Origin of the sequence: Novosphingobium kalidii, assembly GCF_040534015.1 — a bacterium.
In the GTDB taxonomy this organism is placed as follows: Bacteria; Pseudomonadota; Alphaproteobacteria; order Sphingomonadales; family Sphingomonadaceae; genus Novosphingobium; species Novosphingobium kalidii.
In genome coordinates this window covers 84,145-102,682 of sequence record NZ_JBEWLY010000025.1, presented here as the reverse complement: position 1 = coordinate 102,682, position 18,538 = coordinate 84,145, and the positions used below count along the sequence as shown (strand labels likewise).

General features: G+C 59.7%; 16 protein-coding genes, 1 tRNA gene and 1 pseudogene. 13 read left to right on the top strand and 5 right to left on the bottom strand.

Annotated elements, in window-relative coordinates:
• The first annotated feature begins 88 nt into the window (after positions 1–88).
• Positions 89–2,011 carry a 1-deoxy-D-xylulose-5-phosphate synthase gene (dxs, locus tag ABVV53_RS16110; protein ID WP_353985452.1) on the top strand — a complete coding sequence of 641 codons (1,923 nt, stop codon included), beginning with the start codon at positions 89–91 and terminating at the stop codon, positions 2,009–2,011.
• A 4-nt stretch (positions 2,012–2,015) separates the two neighbouring features.
• On the opposite strand, the gene ABVV53_RS16105 is transcribed toward dxs, so the two are convergent.
• Entirely contained in the window at positions 2,016–2,150 is a 135-nt protein-coding gene (locus ABVV53_RS16105) for a hypothetical protein (RefSeq protein ID WP_353985451.1), read from the bottom strand.
• Between the two features lie 374 nt (positions 2,151–2,524).
• Positions 2,525–4,180 (bottom strand): peptide MFS transporter, encoded by a 1,656-nt coding sequence (locus ABVV53_RS16100; protein WP_353985450.1) that lies wholly within the window; start codon positions 4,178–4,180, stop codon positions 2,525–2,527.
• 253 nt (positions 4,181–4,433) lie between these two features.
• Here ABVV53_RS16100 and ABVV53_RS16095 point away from each other — a divergent pair, with 253 nt between their 5' ends.
• Positions 4,434–4,715, top strand: coding sequence for an integration host factor subunit beta (locus ABVV53_RS16095; protein WP_353985449.1), 282 nt, complete (start codon positions 4,434–4,436; stop codon positions 4,713–4,715).
• A 58-nt stretch (positions 4,716–4,773) separates the two neighbouring features.
• Positions 4,774–4,858 (top strand) — tRNA-Leu (locus ABVV53_RS16090).
• 400 nt (positions 4,859–5,258) lie between these two features.
• Here ABVV53_RS16090 and rfbG read toward each other — a convergent pair.
• Together rfbG and rfbF are read right to left on the bottom strand one after the other, a co-directional pair.
• Positions 5,259–6,353 carry a CDP-glucose 4,6-dehydratase gene (rfbG, locus tag ABVV53_RS16085; RefSeq protein ID WP_353985448.1) on the bottom strand — a complete coding sequence of 365 codons (1,095 nt, stop codon included), beginning with the start codon at positions 6,351–6,353 and terminating at the stop codon, positions 5,259–5,261.
• Positions 6,354–6,364: 11 nt separating this feature from the next.
• Positions 6,365–7,135 (bottom strand): glucose-1-phosphate cytidylyltransferase, encoded by a 771-nt coding sequence (rfbF, locus tag ABVV53_RS16080; protein WP_353985447.1) that lies wholly within the window; start codon positions 7,133–7,135, stop codon positions 6,365–6,367.
• Positions 7,136–7,902: 767 nt separating this feature from the next.
• Between rfbF and ABVV53_RS16075 the strand changes: the two genes are divergently transcribed.
• The 10 genes and pseudogenes from ABVV53_RS16075 (at position 7,903) to ABVV53_RS16030 (ending at position 16,727) form a co-directional block, all read left to right on the top strand.
• Positions 7,903–9,240: a class I SAM-dependent methyltransferase gene (locus ABVV53_RS16075; RefSeq protein ID WP_353985446.1), complete on the top strand. Its 1,338-nt coding sequence runs from the start codon at positions 7,903–7,905 to the stop codon at positions 9,238–9,240.
• Positions 9,237–9,779 (top strand): dTDP-4-dehydrorhamnose 3,5-epimerase, encoded by a 543-nt coding sequence (gene rfbC / locus ABVV53_RS16070; RefSeq protein ID WP_353985445.1) that lies wholly within the window; start codon positions 9,237–9,239, stop codon positions 9,777–9,779. The genes ABVV53_RS16075 and rfbC overlap by 4 nt, the downstream gene beginning before the upstream one ends.
• A gap of 5 nt (positions 9,780–9,784) precedes the next feature.
• Positions 9,785–11,020 (top strand): glycosyltransferase family 2 protein, encoded by a 1,236-nt coding sequence (locus ABVV53_RS16065; RefSeq protein ID WP_353985485.1) that lies wholly within the window; start codon positions 9,785–9,787, stop codon positions 11,018–11,020.
• 26 nt (positions 11,021–11,046) lie between these two features.
• Positions 11,047–12,180, top strand: coding sequence for a DegT/DnrJ/EryC1/StrS family aminotransferase (locus ABVV53_RS16060; protein ID WP_353985444.1), 1,134 nt, complete (start codon positions 11,047–11,049; stop codon positions 12,178–12,180).
• On the top strand, positions 12,177–12,929 hold the full coding sequence (locus ABVV53_RS16055) for a cephalosporin hydroxylase family protein (RefSeq protein ID WP_353985443.1): 753 nt from the start codon (positions 12,177–12,179) through the stop codon (positions 12,927–12,929). Before ABVV53_RS16060 ends, ABVV53_RS16055 begins: the two co-directional genes overlap by 4 nt.
• The gene (locus ABVV53_RS16050; protein ID WP_353985442.1) at positions 12,914–13,453 is read left to right on the top strand and encodes a GNAT family N-acetyltransferase; all 540 of its coding nucleotides are present in this window, start codon (positions 12,914–12,916) and stop codon (positions 13,451–13,453) included. The genes ABVV53_RS16055 and ABVV53_RS16050 overlap by 16 nt, the downstream gene beginning before the upstream one ends.
• Entirely contained in the window at positions 13,450–14,178 is a 729-nt protein-coding gene (locus ABVV53_RS16045) for a WbqC family protein (protein ID WP_353985441.1), read from the top strand. Before ABVV53_RS16050 ends, ABVV53_RS16045 begins: the two co-directional genes overlap by 4 nt.
• Positions 14,169–15,008, top strand: a complete 840-nt coding sequence (locus tag ABVV53_RS16040; protein ID WP_353985440.1) for a phytanoyl-CoA dioxygenase family protein — start codon at positions 14,169–14,171, stop codon at positions 15,006–15,008. Before ABVV53_RS16045 ends, ABVV53_RS16040 begins: the two co-directional genes overlap by 10 nt.
• Positions 15,009–15,011: 3 nt before the next feature.
• On the top strand, positions 15,012–16,169 hold the full coding sequence (locus ABVV53_RS16035) for a class I SAM-dependent methyltransferase (protein ID WP_353985439.1): 1,158 nt from the start codon (positions 15,012–15,014) through the stop codon (positions 16,167–16,169).
• Positions 16,170–16,304: 135 nt separating this feature from the next.
• Positions 16,305–16,727 (top strand): annotated as a pseudogene (locus tag ABVV53_RS16030) (VOC family protein).
• A gap of 48 nt (positions 16,728–16,775) precedes the next feature.
• Here ABVV53_RS16030 and ABVV53_RS16025 read toward each other — a convergent pair.
• The gene (locus ABVV53_RS16025; RefSeq protein WP_419956793.1) at positions 16,776–18,392 is read right to left on the bottom strand and encodes an alpha-D-glucose phosphate-specific phosphoglucomutase; all 1,617 of its coding nucleotides are present in this window, start codon (positions 18,390–18,392) and stop codon (positions 16,776–16,778) included.
• Between the last annotated feature and the right edge of the window lie 146 nt (positions 18,393–18,538).

The window sequence follows — 18,538 nt, the reverse complement described above, 5'->3', positions numbered from 1 at the left end:
TAGGTTTTTCCTGTCATTCGAGGGACGACGCTCATATTGCACCTTCGCGCTATTCGACACCTCACTATCACGCGTGTACAACCCAGACATGACAGCCGATCCGGCAACGCCGCTCCTCGATACCGTCGCCACTCCCGACGACCTACGCCGCCTCAAGCCTGCAGATCTGCGACAGCTCGCAGACGAACTGCGGACGGAGACGATCTCCGCCGTGGGGCAGACCGGCGGCCACCTGGGCTCGGGCCTGGGCGTGGTCGAACTGACAGTGGCGATTCACTACGTCTTCAACACGCCTGACGACCGGCTCATCTGGGACGTGGGCCATCAGGCCTATCCCCACAAGATCCTGACGGGACGCCGCGATCGCATCCGCACGCTACGCCAGGGCGGGGGCTTGTCCGGCTTCACCAAGCGGTCCGAAAGCGAATACGATCCGTTCGGTGCTGCCCACAGCTCCACCTCCATCTCCGCCGCGTTGGGCTTCGCCATCGCCAACAAGCTTAAGAATGTGGCGGGTCGCGGTATCGCCGTGATCGGTGATGGCGCGATGAGCGCGGGGATGGCTTACGAGGCCATGAACAACGCGCGCGATGCCGGCAACCGGCTGGTCGTGATCCTGAACGACAACGACATGTCGATCGCGCCGCCGGTCGGGGGGCTTTCCTCCTACCTCGCGCGGCTGGTATCCTCGGGCCAGTTCCTGGGCCTGCGCGAGCTTGCCCGCAAGTTCGCGCGCAAGCTTCCCCGCCCGCTCCACAACGCCGCGCGCAAGACCGACGAGTTCGCCCGCGGCATGGCGATGGGCGGCACCCTATTCGAGGAACTGGGCTTCTACTACGTCGGCCCGATCGACGGCCACGATCTCGACGCTCTGGTCCCGGTGTTCGAGAACGTGCGCGACGCGGCCGAAGGCCCCTGCCTGATCCATGTCGTCACCAAGAAGGGCAAAGGGTACGCTCCGGCTGAAGAAAGCGCGGACAAGTACCATGGCGTCCAGAAGTTCGACGTTATCACCGGCGAACAGGTCAAGAGCGCGGGTGGACCGCCGAGCTACACCAACGTCTTCGCCAAGGCGCTGCTGGCCGAAGCCGAGGCGGACAAGCGGATCTGCGCTATCACCGCGGCGATGCCTTCCGGCACGGGTCTGGACAAGTTCCAGCAGACTTTCCCCGACCGCACCTTCGACGTCGGCATAGCCGAGCAGCATGCCGTCACTTTCGCCGCCGGACTCGCAGCGCAAGGCATGCGCCCCTTCTGCGCGATCTACTCCACGTTCCTGCAGCGCGCCTTCGATCAAGTGGTTCACGATGTCGCAATCCAGAACCTTCCGGTTCGATTCGCCATCGACCGCGCTGGCTTGGTCGGCGCCGATGGTGCGACGCACGCAGGTTCGTTCGACGTGACGTATCTGGCGACCCTGCCAAACATGGTGGTCATGGCCGCCGCTGACGAGGCCGAGCTGGTCCACATGGTCCACACCGCCGCGCAGCATGACGCCGGCCCGATCGCCTTCCGCTATCCCCGTGGCAATGGCGTGGGCGTGCCCCTGCCGGAGAAGCCCGAGCTGCTCGAGATCGGCAAGGGCCGCATCGTTCGTCAGGGCACCAAGGTCGCTCTGCTTTCGCTCGGTACGCGCCTCGGCGAGGCGCTCAAAGCAGCCGACACGCTCGAGGCAAAGGGCCTCTCCACCACCGTGGCCGACTTGCGCTTCGCCAAGCCGCTCGACAGCGAGCTCATCCGCAAGCTGATGCTCAGCCACGAAGTGATCGTCACGGTGGAAGAAGCGGCGATCGGCGGGCTTGGGGCGCATGTACTCACGATGGCGAGCGATCAGGGCCTGACCGACGCGGGTCTGAAGATCCGCACCATGCGGCTCCCCGATATGTTCCAGGACCACGACACGCCGGAGAAACAGTATGACGAGGCTGGCCTCAACGCGCCGCAGATCGTCGACACTGTGCTTAAAGCCCTGCGCCACAATAGCAGCGGCGTGAGCGAAGCCCGCGCCTGATGCCTCAGCCGCTTTGTGCGGCGGCGAGGAAAAGCAGGATCAGGCCCAGCACCGCAATCGCCATCTGCGGCGGCCGCAACCGTGCGAAGTAGCGCGGTGCGCTGCCTTGGCGCGCGGCGACCACTTCGTAAACCGGCACGCTGAGATATCCCACTGCCAGCCAGGATCAGGAAGGCGAGCGTAGGGGGCGCGGCGAGTGCAACCAGCCCGCACAGGAAACGCCACAGCATTATCAACACTTGGCTGAAGCGGGGCCCGCCTTCGGTGAAAAAGCTCAGGCCGCGTACGACCCCAGCCAGGAAGATCAGGATCGCAGCGGCCCATAGCTGCCCCAGCCAGACCGCCGGACCGTACCCCACAAGGGCCAGCACGCCCGCCAGCAGAATAGCAAGTACCGGTCCGTAGCCGAAAACCAGGCTGAGGACCGGTGTGCGTTTAGGCGTGTCGGTGCGGGGCTCGCTCACGCCTGTTCAATGCACGAGATGCGCTTGGGTTCTCTCCCCGTTTGCCTTGTCAGCGCGGCCGCACTGGCGGGTGCATTCCCGCCTCCTGCGCCTCAAGGCCGGCCTCGGGCAGCCCCTGCAGATCGTCGCTCACGTTGTTGTCCTGCAGGGTCTCGAGATGCATCCACTTCTTCACGAAGCGTGCAAGCACCAGCACGACCACGGCGACGCCGATCGTGAGCCAGCCGATCTTGGAATAGATCTCCAGCGTCAGTTCCTTGGTCATCTCGCCGCTTTCGCCGCCTGTCGCTTCGCCGATCTTGCCGGCGACGAAGTTGCCGACCGCAGTCATGTAGAACCAGGCGCCCATGATGAAGCTGCCCAGCGTTGCCGGCGCCAGACGCGTCATCGCGGAAAGACCGACAGGCGAGAGGCACAGCTCTCCGGTGGTCTGGAGCAGATAGATCAGGAAGACGAACAGGACCGGCGTCATCGCGGCCATGCCCACGGACTGGGCGCCCCAGACGAAAACGAGGAAGGAAAGCCCGACCTGAAGAAGCGCGAAGCCGAACTTGGCCGGCGCCGAAGGCTCGATACCCTTGCGTCCCAGCCACTGCCACAGTGCCGCGAAGATCGGGCCGAAGATCACGATGTAGATGGGGTTGATCGACTGGAAGAGGCTGGTCGGCACGCCGCCCTTGTCGACATACTTATCGGTATAGAGGTTCAGCGAACCGCCGGCCTGCTCGAACAAGCCCCAGAATACCGGGTTCAGCGCGATCAGGAACAGAATCGCAAAGATCCGCTCACGCGGTTCCTTGGGCAGCTTGAAGGCTTCGTACAGGGTGTAGCCCAGCATGCCGAGGCCTGAGACGATCAGCAGCGACTGGATCACGTCCTGGTACTGGACGAGCAGCCAGATTACGACCACCGATGCCGCGCCGATCCCATAGAGCGTCCACTCCAGCTTGCGCGAGAGCGCCTTGGGCGGCTCTCCATTGCCGCGTAGGGCCGGCTTGCCGAACACGAATATGATCATGCCCAACACCATGCCGATGCCTGCAAGGCCAAAGCCCCAGGACCAGCCGATCGTCTCACCGAGATAGCCGACGAGAATCGTGCCCAAGGCCGCACCGACATTGATGCCCATGTAGAAGACCGTGTAGGCCGCATCGCGGCGGGTATCGCGCATTCCGTAAAGCTGGCCCACGATCACTGAGATGTTGGCCTTCAGGAAGCCTGAGCCGACGATGATCAGCGACAGCGCAAGCCAGAACACGTTGATGGCGGGATCCGCTTGCTTCACGGCGGGGTCGGTCACCCCGTGCATCCCCTCGACAGCCATGAACAAGTGACCGAGCGCGAGGACGACGCCGCCGAACAGCACCGCTTTCCTCTGCCCCAGCCAGCGGTCAGCCAAATAGCCGCCGAGCACCGGAGTGATGTAGACGAGGCTGGTATAAGCACCGTAGATCAGGTTCGATTGGCCGTCACTGAAAAGCCAGAACTTCGCGAGATAGAGCACCAGCAGCGCTCGCATGCCGTAGTAGGAGAAGCGCTCCCACATCTCTGCGTAGAAGAGCACGAAGAGGCCGCGGGGATGCCCGGCAAACTCGCTGCTCTTGCGAGTGGCAATGATGCCACCGATCACGAGCACTGCGAAAAGCGCGACCGCGGCAACGGCAGCGATCCAGTCCCCCTCGTTCCAGACAGCGATATCCTTCATGCGAAGCTGAGTTCCTTGTGGTCGGCCAAAGGTGAAGACCTGTCCTGGTTAGCGGCCAATATGTTGTAGTGAAAGTGCAATGGTCGGCCCGGTGGCTCCGGACTTGTCCCGCACTTGCGCTACAGGCGGGCTGCGAAGCAGCGGCTCCGTCTCTCTCGGGCGTACCCCATTGCGGAAAAAACCGAATAGTGGCAGTTCCCCAGCTATGGGAACGGCACCTCCACATCCGCGAGGTGCGTTGACGGGGGTTTACATGATCCGGTCCGAATTGCTCCAGACGTTGGCCAAAGAGAATCCTGAATTGCGCCCCGACGACGTGGAGCAGGCTCTCGACACCTTCTTCGATGAGATCACCGAAACCCTCGCGGCCGGAGGCCGGGTAGAACTGCGCGGCTTCGGCGCGTTCTCGACACGCCAGCGCGACGGTCGCAAGGGCCGCAATCCTCGCACCGGCGAAGCGGTGGAAGTGCCGGAAAAGCGCGTGCCTTATTTCAAACCTGGCAAAGAGATGCGCGAGCGCCTCAACGTCAGCTGACGGCACGCCATTGCCCGAGGCTTGCCGATCTGCCACAGCCCTGTGTGGCCGAGCCCGTGCGGACGTGGCGGAATGGTAGACGCAGCGGACTTAAAATCCGCTTGGGGTTCCCAGTGCGGGTTCGAGTCCCGCCGTCCGCACCAGCTCGCATTCCCCCAAAGGCCGGAAAATCGAGGAACCCGCTGAGCGGCGTCCAGCGTGTTCCAAGCAGTTTCGGCAAAGAATACACCCTGGAGGCGCGTTCTGGGCATAAGGCGCTCCGGAAGGGAAATGCGTCAAAATCGGCTTCGACGGACGCAGGCATCAAGCCGCCAACTGTGGCGAGAACGCGCACAAGTTCGCTCACGAGCGCGGCCTCTGTTCAAGATCAAACCTTCTGGCGGAAGGCTCTGGCGCCAAAGATTCCGGCTTACCTTCGTGAGGCTATGTCAGAGCAGTTTGGCATCACCCATCGCAACCCCCGCACGCGCAGTGGACCAAACTAACCGCAGATAGATCAAAGGTCCGTGGAACTGCCAGCTGCCCTGGCGCCTTCTTGTGTACCTATCCGGCAGGGGAATAGACAGCGCTTTGGAAGCGCCCCAACTCCTCAAAACAATAAGCCTTCATATCGGCGCCCGAGAGCAGGGCGCGCTGCCAAGCGACGATGGAATGGAGTGCTTCGGGCAATGACCAGCGCGGCTGCCAGCCCAGCAGGGCGCGCGCTTTGGAAATGTCCAGTTTCAGAGCGCGAGCCTCATGGGGCTGAACGCCTTCGTCGACCGTCCATCGCGCGCCATCTCCCCACAACGTGCACAGGCGATCAGCAACCCATTCCACGGACTGTGCGTCTTCATCCCGCGGCCCAAAGTTCCAGGCGTCTGCTGCGATTTCTGGCCTATGGCAAAGCGACTGACACAAAACGAGATACCCTTCGAGTGCTTCCAAGACGTGCTGCCAGGGGCGAATCGCCAGCGGATTGCGGATCGTCGCCGGCTTACCTTCGGTGATCGCACGCAGGATGTCAGGGATCAGCCGGTCGGTTGCCCAGTCGCCACCACCGATCACATTGCCTGCTCGGCTCGAGGCGATGGCGGTCCTGCCGCCCGCGAAGAAGGACTGGCGATAAGCCGACGTAACCAGCTCCGCGCAGCCCTTGGAACTGGAATAGGGATCGAAGCCGCCCATGGGTTCATTCTCGCGATAGCCCCAAACCCATTCGCGGTTCTCGTAGCATTTGTCAGTGGTGACAATGCAGACCGCACGAACCGACGGCGCCCTGCGTACCGCTTCAAGTAAATGGACAGTGCCCATCACATTGGTTGCATACGTGCCCACAGGGTCGTCATACGATGCGCGCACGAGCGGTTGCGCAGCCATATGTATCACTATGTGCGGCTCATTCTCAGCGAGGGCGTTTGCGAGCACGTCGCAATTGCGGATGTCGCCAATTATGGACAGCATGCCCTGAGCCACCCGCGCTTGTTCGAACAGCGAAGGACTGGTTGGCGGCTCCAGCGCAAAACCGGTGAGATGCGCCCCCATTTGCTGCAGCCAAAGCGAAAGCCAACTTCCCTTGAAGCCGGTGTGGCCGGTCAGAAAGACGCGCTTTCCGACCCAGAAATCGGGGTCAACGGTACCGACATGAAGGTCGCTCACGATGGGCGGCCTCACCATATTCGCCACGGTGCCTCTCTCTTATCCCACAATTTGTTGAGCAACTGCTTATCACGAAGCGTATCCATCGGCTGCCAGAAGCCATGATGCTCAAAGGCCATCAGTTCACCGTCTGCCGTGAGATTGCACAGCGGCTCCTGCTCCCAATGCGTGGAATCGTCCGAGATGTAGTCGATCGCCCGGGGCGACATGACAAAGAAGCCCCCATTGATCATGCTGCCATCACCTTTGGGCTTTTCAAGGAAATGCGTGACCCGTTGATTCTCGATTTCCAGGGCACCGAAGCGTGCTGCGGGATAGGTCGCGGTCATGGTCACAAGCTTGCTATGCTCGCGGTGGAACGCGATCGATCTGGTGATGTCGATATCGCCGACCGCATCACCATAAGTGAACAGGAAGAATTCCTCGTCTTTCACATGGTCAGCGACCCGCTTGAGGCGCCCGCCCGTCATCGTATCGTCGCCCGTATCAACCAGAGTCACCTTCCATGGCTCCGCTCGTTTTTCATGCACGATCATCTTGTTCTCGCGCATGTCAAAAGTAACATCAGACATATGGAGGAAGTAGTTGGCGAAATACTCCTTTATGACATACCCTTTGTATCCACAGCATAAAACAAAGTCATTTACTCCATGCGCTGCGTATATCTTCATTATGTGCCATAAAATCGGTTGTCCGCCGATCTCGATCATTGGCTTGGGCCGCAGGTCTGTTTCCTCCGCGAAACGAGTGCCCAAGCCACCAGCGAGAATAACTAGCTTCATTTAAAAAGCCCCCGGTCAATATGAGCTGATGAACGCGCTGGGAAAGGCGACAAGCAGGCAATCTGAGCGCGGTGAAACACTAGGGCGGGTTCAACCATCGCATCGGCAACCGCGTACATATCCTCGCATCGCCCGGGTAGAAGCTATTTTCAACCAGCAGGTTCTGCACATCGCCCTGCTTTCCATTATAGACGGTGTCGCCGCCCGATAGCAGGTGAGCAGCCAATGCAAGGTGCGAGCGCAACTTTCACAACACCCCCGCCCTCCCGCGGAGCGCATCAGCCATTTTAGCTCATGTGGATAAAGGCCAGCGTGAACGGCATTGGCGCTAGGCGGCTTGGACAAGCTTCTCGCCGGCTTTTGGCTAAAGGACGTACGCTGATTGCACGTCGAGGCGTGTCGCCGGTGCGTCGTCCAATTCGGCGTGAAAGGTAAGGTCGCCCCTGCGGTCAATCGAGGCGGCCAGTTTCGTTGCACCTTGAGAAGAACCCGGCAGGCAAAATTTGGCTGTCGCTGCCAGAGCGGCGTAAACTCATCTATAATGTATCAGTCGGAATTGCTAGGAACGGTCGTACACATTGTTCTCGCTGACAGCGAGATAATCATGCTTCTATATTATGTATATGCAAGCCTCTTGTTCTATATTGATAAGTAAGTTCTACAACACGAGCAAACTTTTTCTGAGATGACGGAGTTAGTAGCCTATTCCTGCACAGTGCAGGCTATCTTCGGGCCGGGTCCGTGTGCAGAAGGCATCTTGCCAGGAAATGAGCTCGCATGGTCGAAATGCTCCCATTTTGAACGCTGCTAACGAAAAGCACGGCAGAGAGCGTGATGCATGGGCCAAGAAGACTACGAGGATTGGTATGAACATGGAGCGAAGGTGCCGGTTTTGTAACGCGGCCTTAGAATTTAGCTTTGTTGATCTGGGTTCGACCCCCCTCGCAAATAGCTTTCTGACGGCGGCGCAGTTAGAGCAGCCTGAGCCTTCCTATCCGCTGCATGCCCGCGTCTGCCACCACTGCTGGCTAGTCCAGGCCGATGCTGTGGTCCCCGCGCACGAGATCTTTGGCGAGTACGCCTATTTTTCGTCCATGAGCGAAAGCTGGGTGGAGCATGCCAGGCGATATGCCGCGACAACATGCGAGCGCTTTGCTCTGAACAAGCACTCCCAGGTCGTCGAGGTGGCGAGTAACGACGGCTATCTGCTCAAGCACTACGTTGCAGCTGGTGTGCCCGTCCTTGGTGTCGAGCCCGCGGAGAACATCGCGCAAGTAGCACGGTCCATTGGTGTGCCGACCGAGGCGCGCTTCTTCGGGCAGGATACCGCCAACGCTCTGGTGGACAGAGGCTTGGCGGCCGACTTGGTCATCGGCAATAATGTGCTGGCACATGTACCCGACATCAATGACTTTGTTGGTGGGCTGGCACGGATCATGAAGCCGGACGGCGTACTCAGCCTAGAGTTCCCGCACCTTCTGCGCCTCATCGAGGGGGCGCAGTTCGATACCATTTATCATGAGCACTTCTACTACCTGTCGTTGCTAGCGGTGGAGACGATCCTGGCCGCCCATGGCCTTGCCGTGTTCGACGTCGAGGAACTGCCGACCCATGGCGGGAGCCTGCGCGTATTCGCGCGACGGGCAAAGGGGGCGCACGAAGAAGTTACATCCGGCGTGAAGAAGGTGCGGTGTGACGAGGCTGCCGCGGGTTTCGACCATATTGACGCGTATACTACCTTCCAGAACAAGGTGGCGCCTATCCTAGAGGGCCTTCTGGCTTTCCTGAAGCAAGCAAGAGCCGACGGGAAAAAGGTTGCCGGCTATGGTGCCGCGGCGAAGGGTAACACCCTGCTTAATACTTGCGGGATCGGCGACGATCTGATCGATTATGTGGTCGATCGGAGTCCGGCCAAGCAGGGCAGGTTCATGCCGGGCAGCAAATTGCCCATCCTCGAGCCCGACCGGATTTTTGAAACGCGACCTGACTACGTGTTGATTCTTCCATGGAACATTCAGGACGAAGTGATCTCGATCAACCGGAGCGTCAGCGAGTGGGGCGGACGCTTCGTCGTGGCGGTGCCGGAACTGAGAGTGCTCGGATGAGGTTCCTGCCCACAGCAATTGCTGGCGCTTTCATCGTCGAGGCGGACCCCCGGGAAGATGAACGAGGCTCGTTTGCTCGCACGTTTTGCGCGAAGCTGTTCGCAGACCAAGGGTTGCCGTCGCACTATCCACAATGCAGCATTTCAGTCAACCACAAGCGGGGAACCTTGCGCGGCTTGCATTATCAGAAGGAACCTCAAGCAGAGGCCAAGCTGGTTCGTGTAACGCGTGGAACAGTTTTCGACGTTGCTGTAGATCTACGCACAGAATCTTCCACCTATTTGCAGTGGACGGCAGTCGAATTGAACGCGGTTCAGCGCAATGCACTCGCCATTCCAGCGGGCTGCGCTCACGGCTATTTGACTCTCGAGGACAACTGCGAGCTTTATTATCATTTGTCCAAGGATTATGCGCCTGACCTCGCTGGCGGCATTCGCTGGGACGATCCGCTCTTCGCTATCGACTGGCCGTTCGCACCGATTGTGATCGGAGCGCGAGACGCTGCCTACCCATCCTATCGTCAGGAGATCGTTCGTTGAACGACGTGAAACTCAGCATCTGTATCCCGACATATAACCGGGAAGCCTTTATTCGGAATGCACTGGAATATTGCGAACAGTATACCTTCAGCTTCCCCTATGAAATCGTCGTCTCAGACAACGCGTCGACCGATGCGACTGGCGCCGTGGTGGCAGAGTTCATCGCCAAAGGCCTGCCGATCCGTTATTTCCGCCGCGACGTAAACGGCGGATCTGGTCCCAATCTTGCCAACGCCTTTCACCATGCCACTGGCGAATATTCGGTCTACTTGGCGGATGACGACCTTCTGATTCCGAGCGCAGTAGAGGATGCGATTCGCTATCTCGACGGAAACCCCGATGTCGTCGCCTGCCATGCACCTTGGACGCTGTACGACGAGGTGGAAGACGTTGACCTGTCGCAGTTCTACTTTGTCAAGGAAGACCGCAAGTTCGAGAAGCAGAGCTTCTTTGAATTATTCTGCTTCATCACCGAAGGACACATTTTCCCGGAAATCGGCATCTATCGCTCCTCTGCTTTGCGGTCTTGCTGGGTTCCGCGTGATTTCTGCTTTTGGGCGTTTTCTTATTTAGCCCATTTTGTCGATCAGGGTGCCGTCACATTTCTCAAGCAACCGTTCTATCGATCCGTAGCCGTGTCGAAATGTGCCGCAACCCGCCAGCAAGCTGGCCATGATGATGTGATGACCTCTTGGGACAAGTATCGCGGCGGGCTTGAATACTATCTCCACATCGCAGCCCAACGGGGTGCGCTGGACATGTCTGAGGACGCTCGTGCTATCTACGAGCAGGTGTGTCGCATCTTCACGTTGATGCGCATGTCGGTTGCCATTCGTTTCTGGTACGCCAGAAAAGATTTCATAAAAGCATACGAATTATGCACGCGCATGATAATGGGTGGGCAGGGCAACCATCCGGAAGTCGTCCAGATCGCCAGCAACCTACCAGCGCTGGTTGGACTTCAAACATTGACTTATCAGGTCAATTCGACGTCCGGCATCAGCCACCTGATCATCAGCGGACAGGACGATTCCGCCGGCATCGGTAAACTGTTGTACGAGATAGGTCTGTCACCAAGCATTGTACTCGTCACGGACGCGTCAAGTCAGAATGCGGACCTGATCGATAAGTCCGCTATTTTCATCACTGACGACAGCCAGCGAGCGGGCTTTGTGGCCCAAGGTTATAACCCCAATCTGATCTTCTCGTTTCAGGAACTGTGTCAGCACGTTCTGATCTAGACAATGGGCATCGGGACGAACCAGCCGTGAGCAGCAGAATCTTCTACAGCAAGCCCTCCATTACCGAGTTGGAGCAGAGCTATGCCGCAGATGCGGCGGCAAACGGATGGGGGGCGCGTTGCTATGATTATATCGTGCGCTTTGAAAAGGCGTTTGGCGAATGGCTGGGCAGCCAACATACCATCGCAACCTCCAGCTGCACCGGTGCTCTCCACATGGGGCTAGCGGCGCTGGGCGTCGGGCCAGGTGACGAAATCATCCTAGCCGATACGAACTGGGTCGCGACGGTCGCTCCGATCCGGCATCTGGGTGCGACGCCGGTGTTCGTCGACGTATCCCCCGACAGCTGGTGCATCGATCCTGCCGAGGCGCAGCGGCATGTTACCGCGCGCACGCGGGCGATTATCGCGACGCATGTCTATGGCAATCTGTGCGATATGGATGCCTTGCTCGATCTGAGTGAACGGACGGGAGTGCCCATCGTCGAGGACGCCGCCGAGGCCATCGGGTCGGAATGGCGGGGGCGTCGCGCGGGTTCGATGGGGCTGTTTGGCACTTTCTCGTTCCATGGCACCAAAACGCTGACGACGGGCGAAGGCGGAATGTTCGTTACCAGTAACGATGCCTTGTACAGGACGGTCCAGACGCTCAGCAATCATGGCCGCGCCGTCGGACAGATCAAACAGTTCTGGCCCGAGATGCTAGGCTTTAAATACAAGATGTCGAACCTGCAGGCTGCCATCGGTTGCGGGCAGCTGGAGCGTGCCGACGAGCTTGTGATGCGAAAGCGAGCAATACTGGCGGAATATCGCGAGCGGCTGGCCGGACTGGACGGCGTTTCGATGAATCCCGAACCGCTTGGGACGATCAATGGCGCCTGGATGCCGACCGCCGTATGCGATCCGGCGCTAGGCGTCTCTCGCGAGCTGCTGCTAACCGCGTTTGAAGCGGCAAACATCGACGCTCGCCCGTTCTTCCATCCCTTGTCCAGCCTGCCAATGTTCGAAGACAAGCGGGCGAACGTCAACGCTTGGGATATTCCAAAGCGCGCGATCAACCTGCCCAGTTATCACGAGATGGAAGACGCCGATATTGATCGGGTTGCGGATACTCTCATCAGGGTGGTCCGCGGCGCACAAGGAAAGATGCGAGCGACATGACTGCCAAGGACGATCGCGCCGAATTCGAGGCGCACAAGCGTGAAATGGCGCTTGCGCTGGGCCGTGACAAGGAAGCTTTCGAACAAAGCCTCTCCACGCTCGTCACGCTCGATAGATACGACTATGCTTATCTCTGGTCCTGGATGGGATTGCCCATCATCCAGATGCCCGCTGACGTGATGGCGACGCAGGAGGTGATTTGGGCCAACAAACCGGATGTCATCATCGAAACCGGCGTGGCGCGTGGCGGCTCGATGATCTTCATGGCGTCTTTGCTCAAGATCATCGGTAGCGGCAAAGTGATCGGCGTCGACATCGACATACGCGCTCATAACCGCGAATCCATAGAGGCTCACCCGCTAGCTCCGCTCATCACTCTGATCGAAGGATCTTCCATCGCATCCGAAACAGTGGCGCGCGTCCGCGAGGCGATACCGTCCGGTGCATCGGTGATGGTTGTACTCGACAGCAACCACAGCCGCGATCATGTGCTTGCTGAGCTGCGAGCCTATGGTCCGCTGGTTACGCCAGGCCAGTATATAGTGGTAGCCGACACGCTATTGGGCTTGAGCCATCCATCCCAAACGCCGACGAAGCGATCCGCCATTTGGCATCCCGGCAATGAGCCGTACACCGCCCTCCAAGCCTATATGACGGAAACCGATCGGTTTGAGGTCGACGAGGCGTTGAACGGTAAACTCGTGCTTTCCAGCTCACCGGGAGGATACGTGCGATGCAAGAAAAGGTGAAGCACGTTCCCCCCAGCGTCCTGATTCGAGAGGCGTGTGGGGACGATTTGCCGCTGCTGTTTGCGCTCCGCTGCAACCTTGCGCTCCAGTCGCTGCTGTTAACGGTGCCAGACGCTCTGGACGATGCCGCTCTACAAACTTGGATCGCGCGTCGGCAAGGCGAGCCGGGCGGCCTTTTTCGGATGGTAGAGGATGCTGTCAGCGGCGAGGCCGTCGGTTTTGTTCAGGTTGCCCAAGTCCATCGCCGCAACCGCAACGGCTATCTGGGAATTTCGCTGACGGAGAATGCTCGCGGGCGCGGTCTGGGGCAGGCGGCGCTGCGCGAATTGCTCCACGTCTCACGCCACGAACTGGGTTTGCACAAAGGTCTGGTAGAAGTGCGGGTCGATAATGTGGCGGCGCTCCACGCCCATCTCCAAGTTGGCTTTCGCATCATCGGCACATTGAGTTCTCATTTCATCGACGCGACAGGTGCAGCGCACGACGTCCTGCTCCTGGAACACATGCTAGAGGGCGTGATATGAGCGCCGTCGTCATTAGCCAGCCGATGCTTTTTCCATGGCCGGGCTTCTTCGAAGGGTTGATGCTGGCTGATATCTATGTCGATCTCGACGATGTACAGTTTTCAAGGGGAAGCTTCACCAATCGTGTTCAATTGAAATTTCCCGAGGGACGCCGCTGGCTGACGGTGCCGCTAGAGGGCAAAGGCAGCTTTCAGCCGATTGCCGAACTCCAAACCGCGGCAGGTGATTGGCGGGAGCAGCATCGGCGATTGGTGCAGGCTTCTCTGCGCGATGCACCCTATCTGACCGACGCTCTGGTGCTCATGGATGAAGTTTACGCACGTGAGCAGCTATGTGACCTGCTGATCGCCAGCATCGCCATACCGGCTGCGTATCTGGGGATCACGAGCGGCCGTCGGGTTTGCAGCCACGAGCTTGGTATTGCAGGACAATCGTGGACGCGGGTACTGGACATCGTGCAGCATTTAGGTGGAAATCGCTATATTACCGGCCATGGCGCAGCAGGTTACCTCGATCATCGAGCGTTCGAGGCGGCGGGTGTGTCGGTCGACTATATCGACTATAGCTGTACACCTTGGCCGCAGGGGGCGGGGGCCTTTACGCCCTACGTCTCTATTCTCGACCTCATCGCATGGACTGGACCAGCCGCGGCCGATTATCTCAAGCCACGCACGCTGCCCTGGCAAGCACATCTGGAACGTACGGCGGCTGCGACATGGCAGTGACTATTTCTCAAGAGGATCAGCAGCACTTCGTTGAGAAGGGCTACGTCGTCCTTCGAGGCTTTTATGACCTCGCAGCCGATGTCGCTCCCATTCAGGAAGGCATTCGCAGCATCGTGGCGCTCGTATGCGGCAAGTATGGCATCGACGCGCCGACCGGCACCGCCGCCGAAGCTATGACAATTGCCTATCCGTCCTTGATTGCGTCCAATCGTGCTTGGGGCGGCGAAGTCTACGATGCCGTCAAGCAGATCCCGGCTTTTTTGAGGATGGTGTCGCAGGACCGAAATGACGCCGCTTTTCGTGCGCTACGGCCAGATAGTCTGCCGGGCATCGCGGCGGGCAGTTTCGGCATCCGTATAGATAATCCTGGCGAGGAGAAATTCCGGGCGCACTGGCATCAGGAATTCCCATCCCAGCTGCGCAGCAGTGACGGCGTCGTATTCTGGTCACCTCTAGTTCCGGTGACAGAGGAGTTGGGGCCGGTACAGATTGCCGAAGGTTCCCAAGCTGAAGGGCCGATTCCCGTCTACCTTGACGACAAGGGGGTCGGCGCGACCGGGGCTTATGCGTTGCACCTGGAGCAAGGCAAAGAACGAGTCGCTCGCTATAACTGCGCCGCCCCACTAACCGAGCCGGGTGACCTCATCGTACTCGATTTCATGACGCTCCATCAGTCAGGTCGCAATCTTGCGGCCTTCCCGCGCTGGAGCATTCAGTTCCGGCTGTTTAACTTTGCCGATCCTTTGGGAATCCGCATCGGCTGGCGCGGTTCCTTCGCGGCGGGAGAGGATTTCGCCGAGATTATGCCCGGTCTGGTGGCGAGGAGCTAGGATATGAGGGCAATGGCTCTTTGTCGGGTCTGCGGCAGCACGCTGGGGGAGCCCGCCTATCAGGCCGCCGCCCCCGCTTTGACCTCGATCATGACTGCGCTCAACAGCGATACGGTGGTGCACGTCTGTGAGCGATGCAGTCATGCCCAGTGCCCAAACATGCCAGACATCCAGACATTTTACGACACGACGTACCGCATTTCGCTGGAGGCGGATGACCATGACCAGCTGTTCGCTCTAGCGGCGGACGGGCGGCCGCTCTACCGTACGGATCACCAGGCCGCCATCAGCCTGCGGATGTTGGAACTGCCACCAGGCGCGCTAATCCTCGATTATGGCGCGGCGAAATCCGATACGCTACGCAAGCTGGTAGAGCACCGGCCCGACATAATTCCGCATGTCTTCGACGTCAGTAGAGACTATGTGTTCGCCTGGCAGGATTGGGTTCGGGCTGAGCATCAGGCGACCTACACGATCGATCCGAGTTGGCATGGCAGGTTCGACGCAGTGATGAGCCACTTCGCCATCGAGCATGTTGCCGAACCCATCGCGTTCCTCGCTCAGATTCGTGCGGTGCTGAAGCCGGGTGGCCGACTGCTCATATCGCTGCCAGACGTGCATGCTAATCCTGGTGACATGATCGTCGTCGACCATCTCAACCATTTCACCGATCCGTCCATTCGCCATGCCCTCAAAGCAACAGGCTTTACTGTGAACGAGATCAATCGGGCGGATTTCCCAGGTGCTTTCTTTGTCAGCGCAACGGCCCGCGAAGGCAACTTAGCCGGACCAGAGGACGGTGTGGCTGCGGCGACCGCGCAGAATAGGGAAATCTGCCGCTTCTGGAAGAAGGCGTATGCCAGCTTGACACAAACGCGCGACCGAATGGCGGGCCAGCGCTGCACCATCTACGGCGCGGGCTTCTACGGCAGCTGGATTGCGCAACAACTGTCAGGTGCGATGGATGTAGTCGCCTTTCTCGATCAAAATCCGAAGCTGCACGAAAGTCAGCATATGGGCATTCCGGTGCGACACCCTGCTGAACTGGACGAAACCGTAGACACCATCTTTATCGGCCTGAACCCACTCAAAGCGCGCGCAATCATGGCGTCCGTGAGCTTTCCCACCCATCGCGACCTCAATCTAGTTTGGTTGGATTAAAGATTACGACGGAAGTGGCAACCACAGCGTGCAGTGAAAAGCTTTGAGGTTGCGCTCAGCGCCTCAGACCATCAAATGCCAGAGGCTTCCAAGTTGTCCAGATCGCCTTGTGTGGCCGCCGAGAAGGAAACGTCGATGTCGCTGCGTCCCTTTCACCTGGCCTTCCCTGTTCATGACATCAACGCGGCGCAGGCGTTCTGGGGCGATCTGATGGGTTGTGCCGAGGGGCGAAGCGCTGCGGAGTGGATCGACTTCAACTTCTACGGCCATCAGATCGTGGCACATCTCGTGTCCGGCGCGGAGCTGAGCGACGCGGCGGGCAATGCCGTGGACGGGCATCATGTGCCGGTCCCGCACTTCGGCATCGTGCTGGAGATGAAGCATTAGCAGGCGCTGGCCGATCGCCTGATCTCGGCAGGATCTCATTTCGAGATTGAGCCGCACGTCCGCTTCAAAGGTGAGCCTGGCGAGCAGGCCACCATGTTTTTCCGGGATCCCAGCGGCAATGCGATCGAGATGAAAGCGTTCGAGAACCTGGACCAGCTCTTCGCCACCTGACCGACGCTCATGACCAGAGCCGACGATCTCGGTGGCGGAGCCCGACCTTTACGTGATCACGTCCGGTGCAGCGCGTCCCGTGTGCTCTGCAATTCCCGCAATCTCCTCGGCCGCGTTGATTTGGTGAGCGAGCATCGCGGCCGTCTCTGCGTCCAGGTCGCCGGAAGGCGGAACGTAGCTCTCGAGGTAGACGCGCAGGGTCGCGCCTTGGGTGCCAGTGCCTGAAAGACGGAATACCACGCGGCTTCCGTCGTCGAACAGTATGCGCAGGCCCTGATTGGCGCTTATAGAGCCATCGACCGGATCGGTGTAGGAGAAGCTGTCCGCCACCGCCACGGTGAGCGGGCCGAAACCACGGCCGGGCAACTCGCCCAGTCTAGCCTTCAAACCTTCCATCAGCGCATTAGCACGATCGGTATCGATGCCTTCATAGTCGTGGCGCGCGTAGTAGTTGCGGCCGAACCGCGCCCAGTGCTCGCGCGCGATCGCATCGACGCCGACGCCGCGCGCCGCCAGGATGTTTAACCAGAGCAGCACCGCCCATACGCCATCCTTCTCGCGGACGTGATCGGAACCGGTGCCGGCGCTTTCCTCGCCGCAGATGGTGACTTTGCCCGCATCCAAGAGGTTGCCGAAGAACTTCCATCCGGTAGGCGTCTCGAAGATCGGCACATTCAGCGCCTCGGCCACGCGGTCGGCCGCAGCGCTGGTCGGCATGGAGCGGGCTATGCCGGCGAGGCGCCCGCGATAGGCCGGCGCCACTTCGATGTTGGCGGCCAGCATCGCCAGCGAGTCCGAAGGCGTGATGAAGCGGCCGCGTCCGATGATGAGATTACGGTCGCCATCACCATCCGAAGCAGCGCCGAGGTCAGGCGCATCGGCGCCCATCATCAGATCGTAGAGTTCCTTGGCGTGGATCAGATTGGGATCGGGATGATGGCCGCCGAAGTCCTCAAGCGGCGTGCCGTTCACGACAGTCCCTGCGGCAAGGCCCAGCCGCCTTTCGAGGATCTCATGGGCATAAGGGCCTGTCACCGCGCCCATCGCATCGAAGCGCATCGTGAAGCCGGACTTCACCATCGCGCGGATCGCTGCGAAGTCGAACAGGGTTTCCATCAGATCGGCGTAGTCGGCGACGGGGTCGATCACCGAAACCGTCATGCCCACCACGACCGTTTCGCCGACGGCGTCCAGGTCGATGTCATCCGCTTCCACGGTCAACCAGCGGTCGATGGTCTTGGTGCGCTCGTGAATGGCACCGGTCACGGTCTCAGGCGCGGGGCCGCCATTGGTAATGTTGTACTTGATGCCGAAGTCTTCGTCGGGGCCGCCCGGGTTGTGGCTGGCCGAAAGGACCAGGCCTCCGCTGGCCTCGTACTTGCGGATCACGTGGCTCGCGGCGGGGGTCGAAAGAATGCCGCCTTGGCCCACCAGCACGCGATCATAGCCGTTGGCAGCCGCCATTCGGATCGCCTGCTGGATGACGGTGCGGTTATGGAAGCGCCCGTCACCGCCAATTACCAGCGTGGCCCCCGCTTCGGGCTTCACCACGTCAAACACGGCCTGAATGAAGTTCTCGGTATAGCCGGGCTGCTGAAACACCCGCACTTTCTTGCGCAGGCCGGAAGTGCCGGGTGCCTGACCCTCAAACGGGGTGCTCTTCATTGTGACGACGTGACGCACCTAACATCTCCAAGGCGACGATTTCGTTCGGACTGGAGGAGTAGCAGAGAAATACGCGCTGCCAATGACTGGAGCGGAAAACCTCGCCCTCGCTTCTTGGCTTTATACCTTTGTTAGGAGCCCACCGC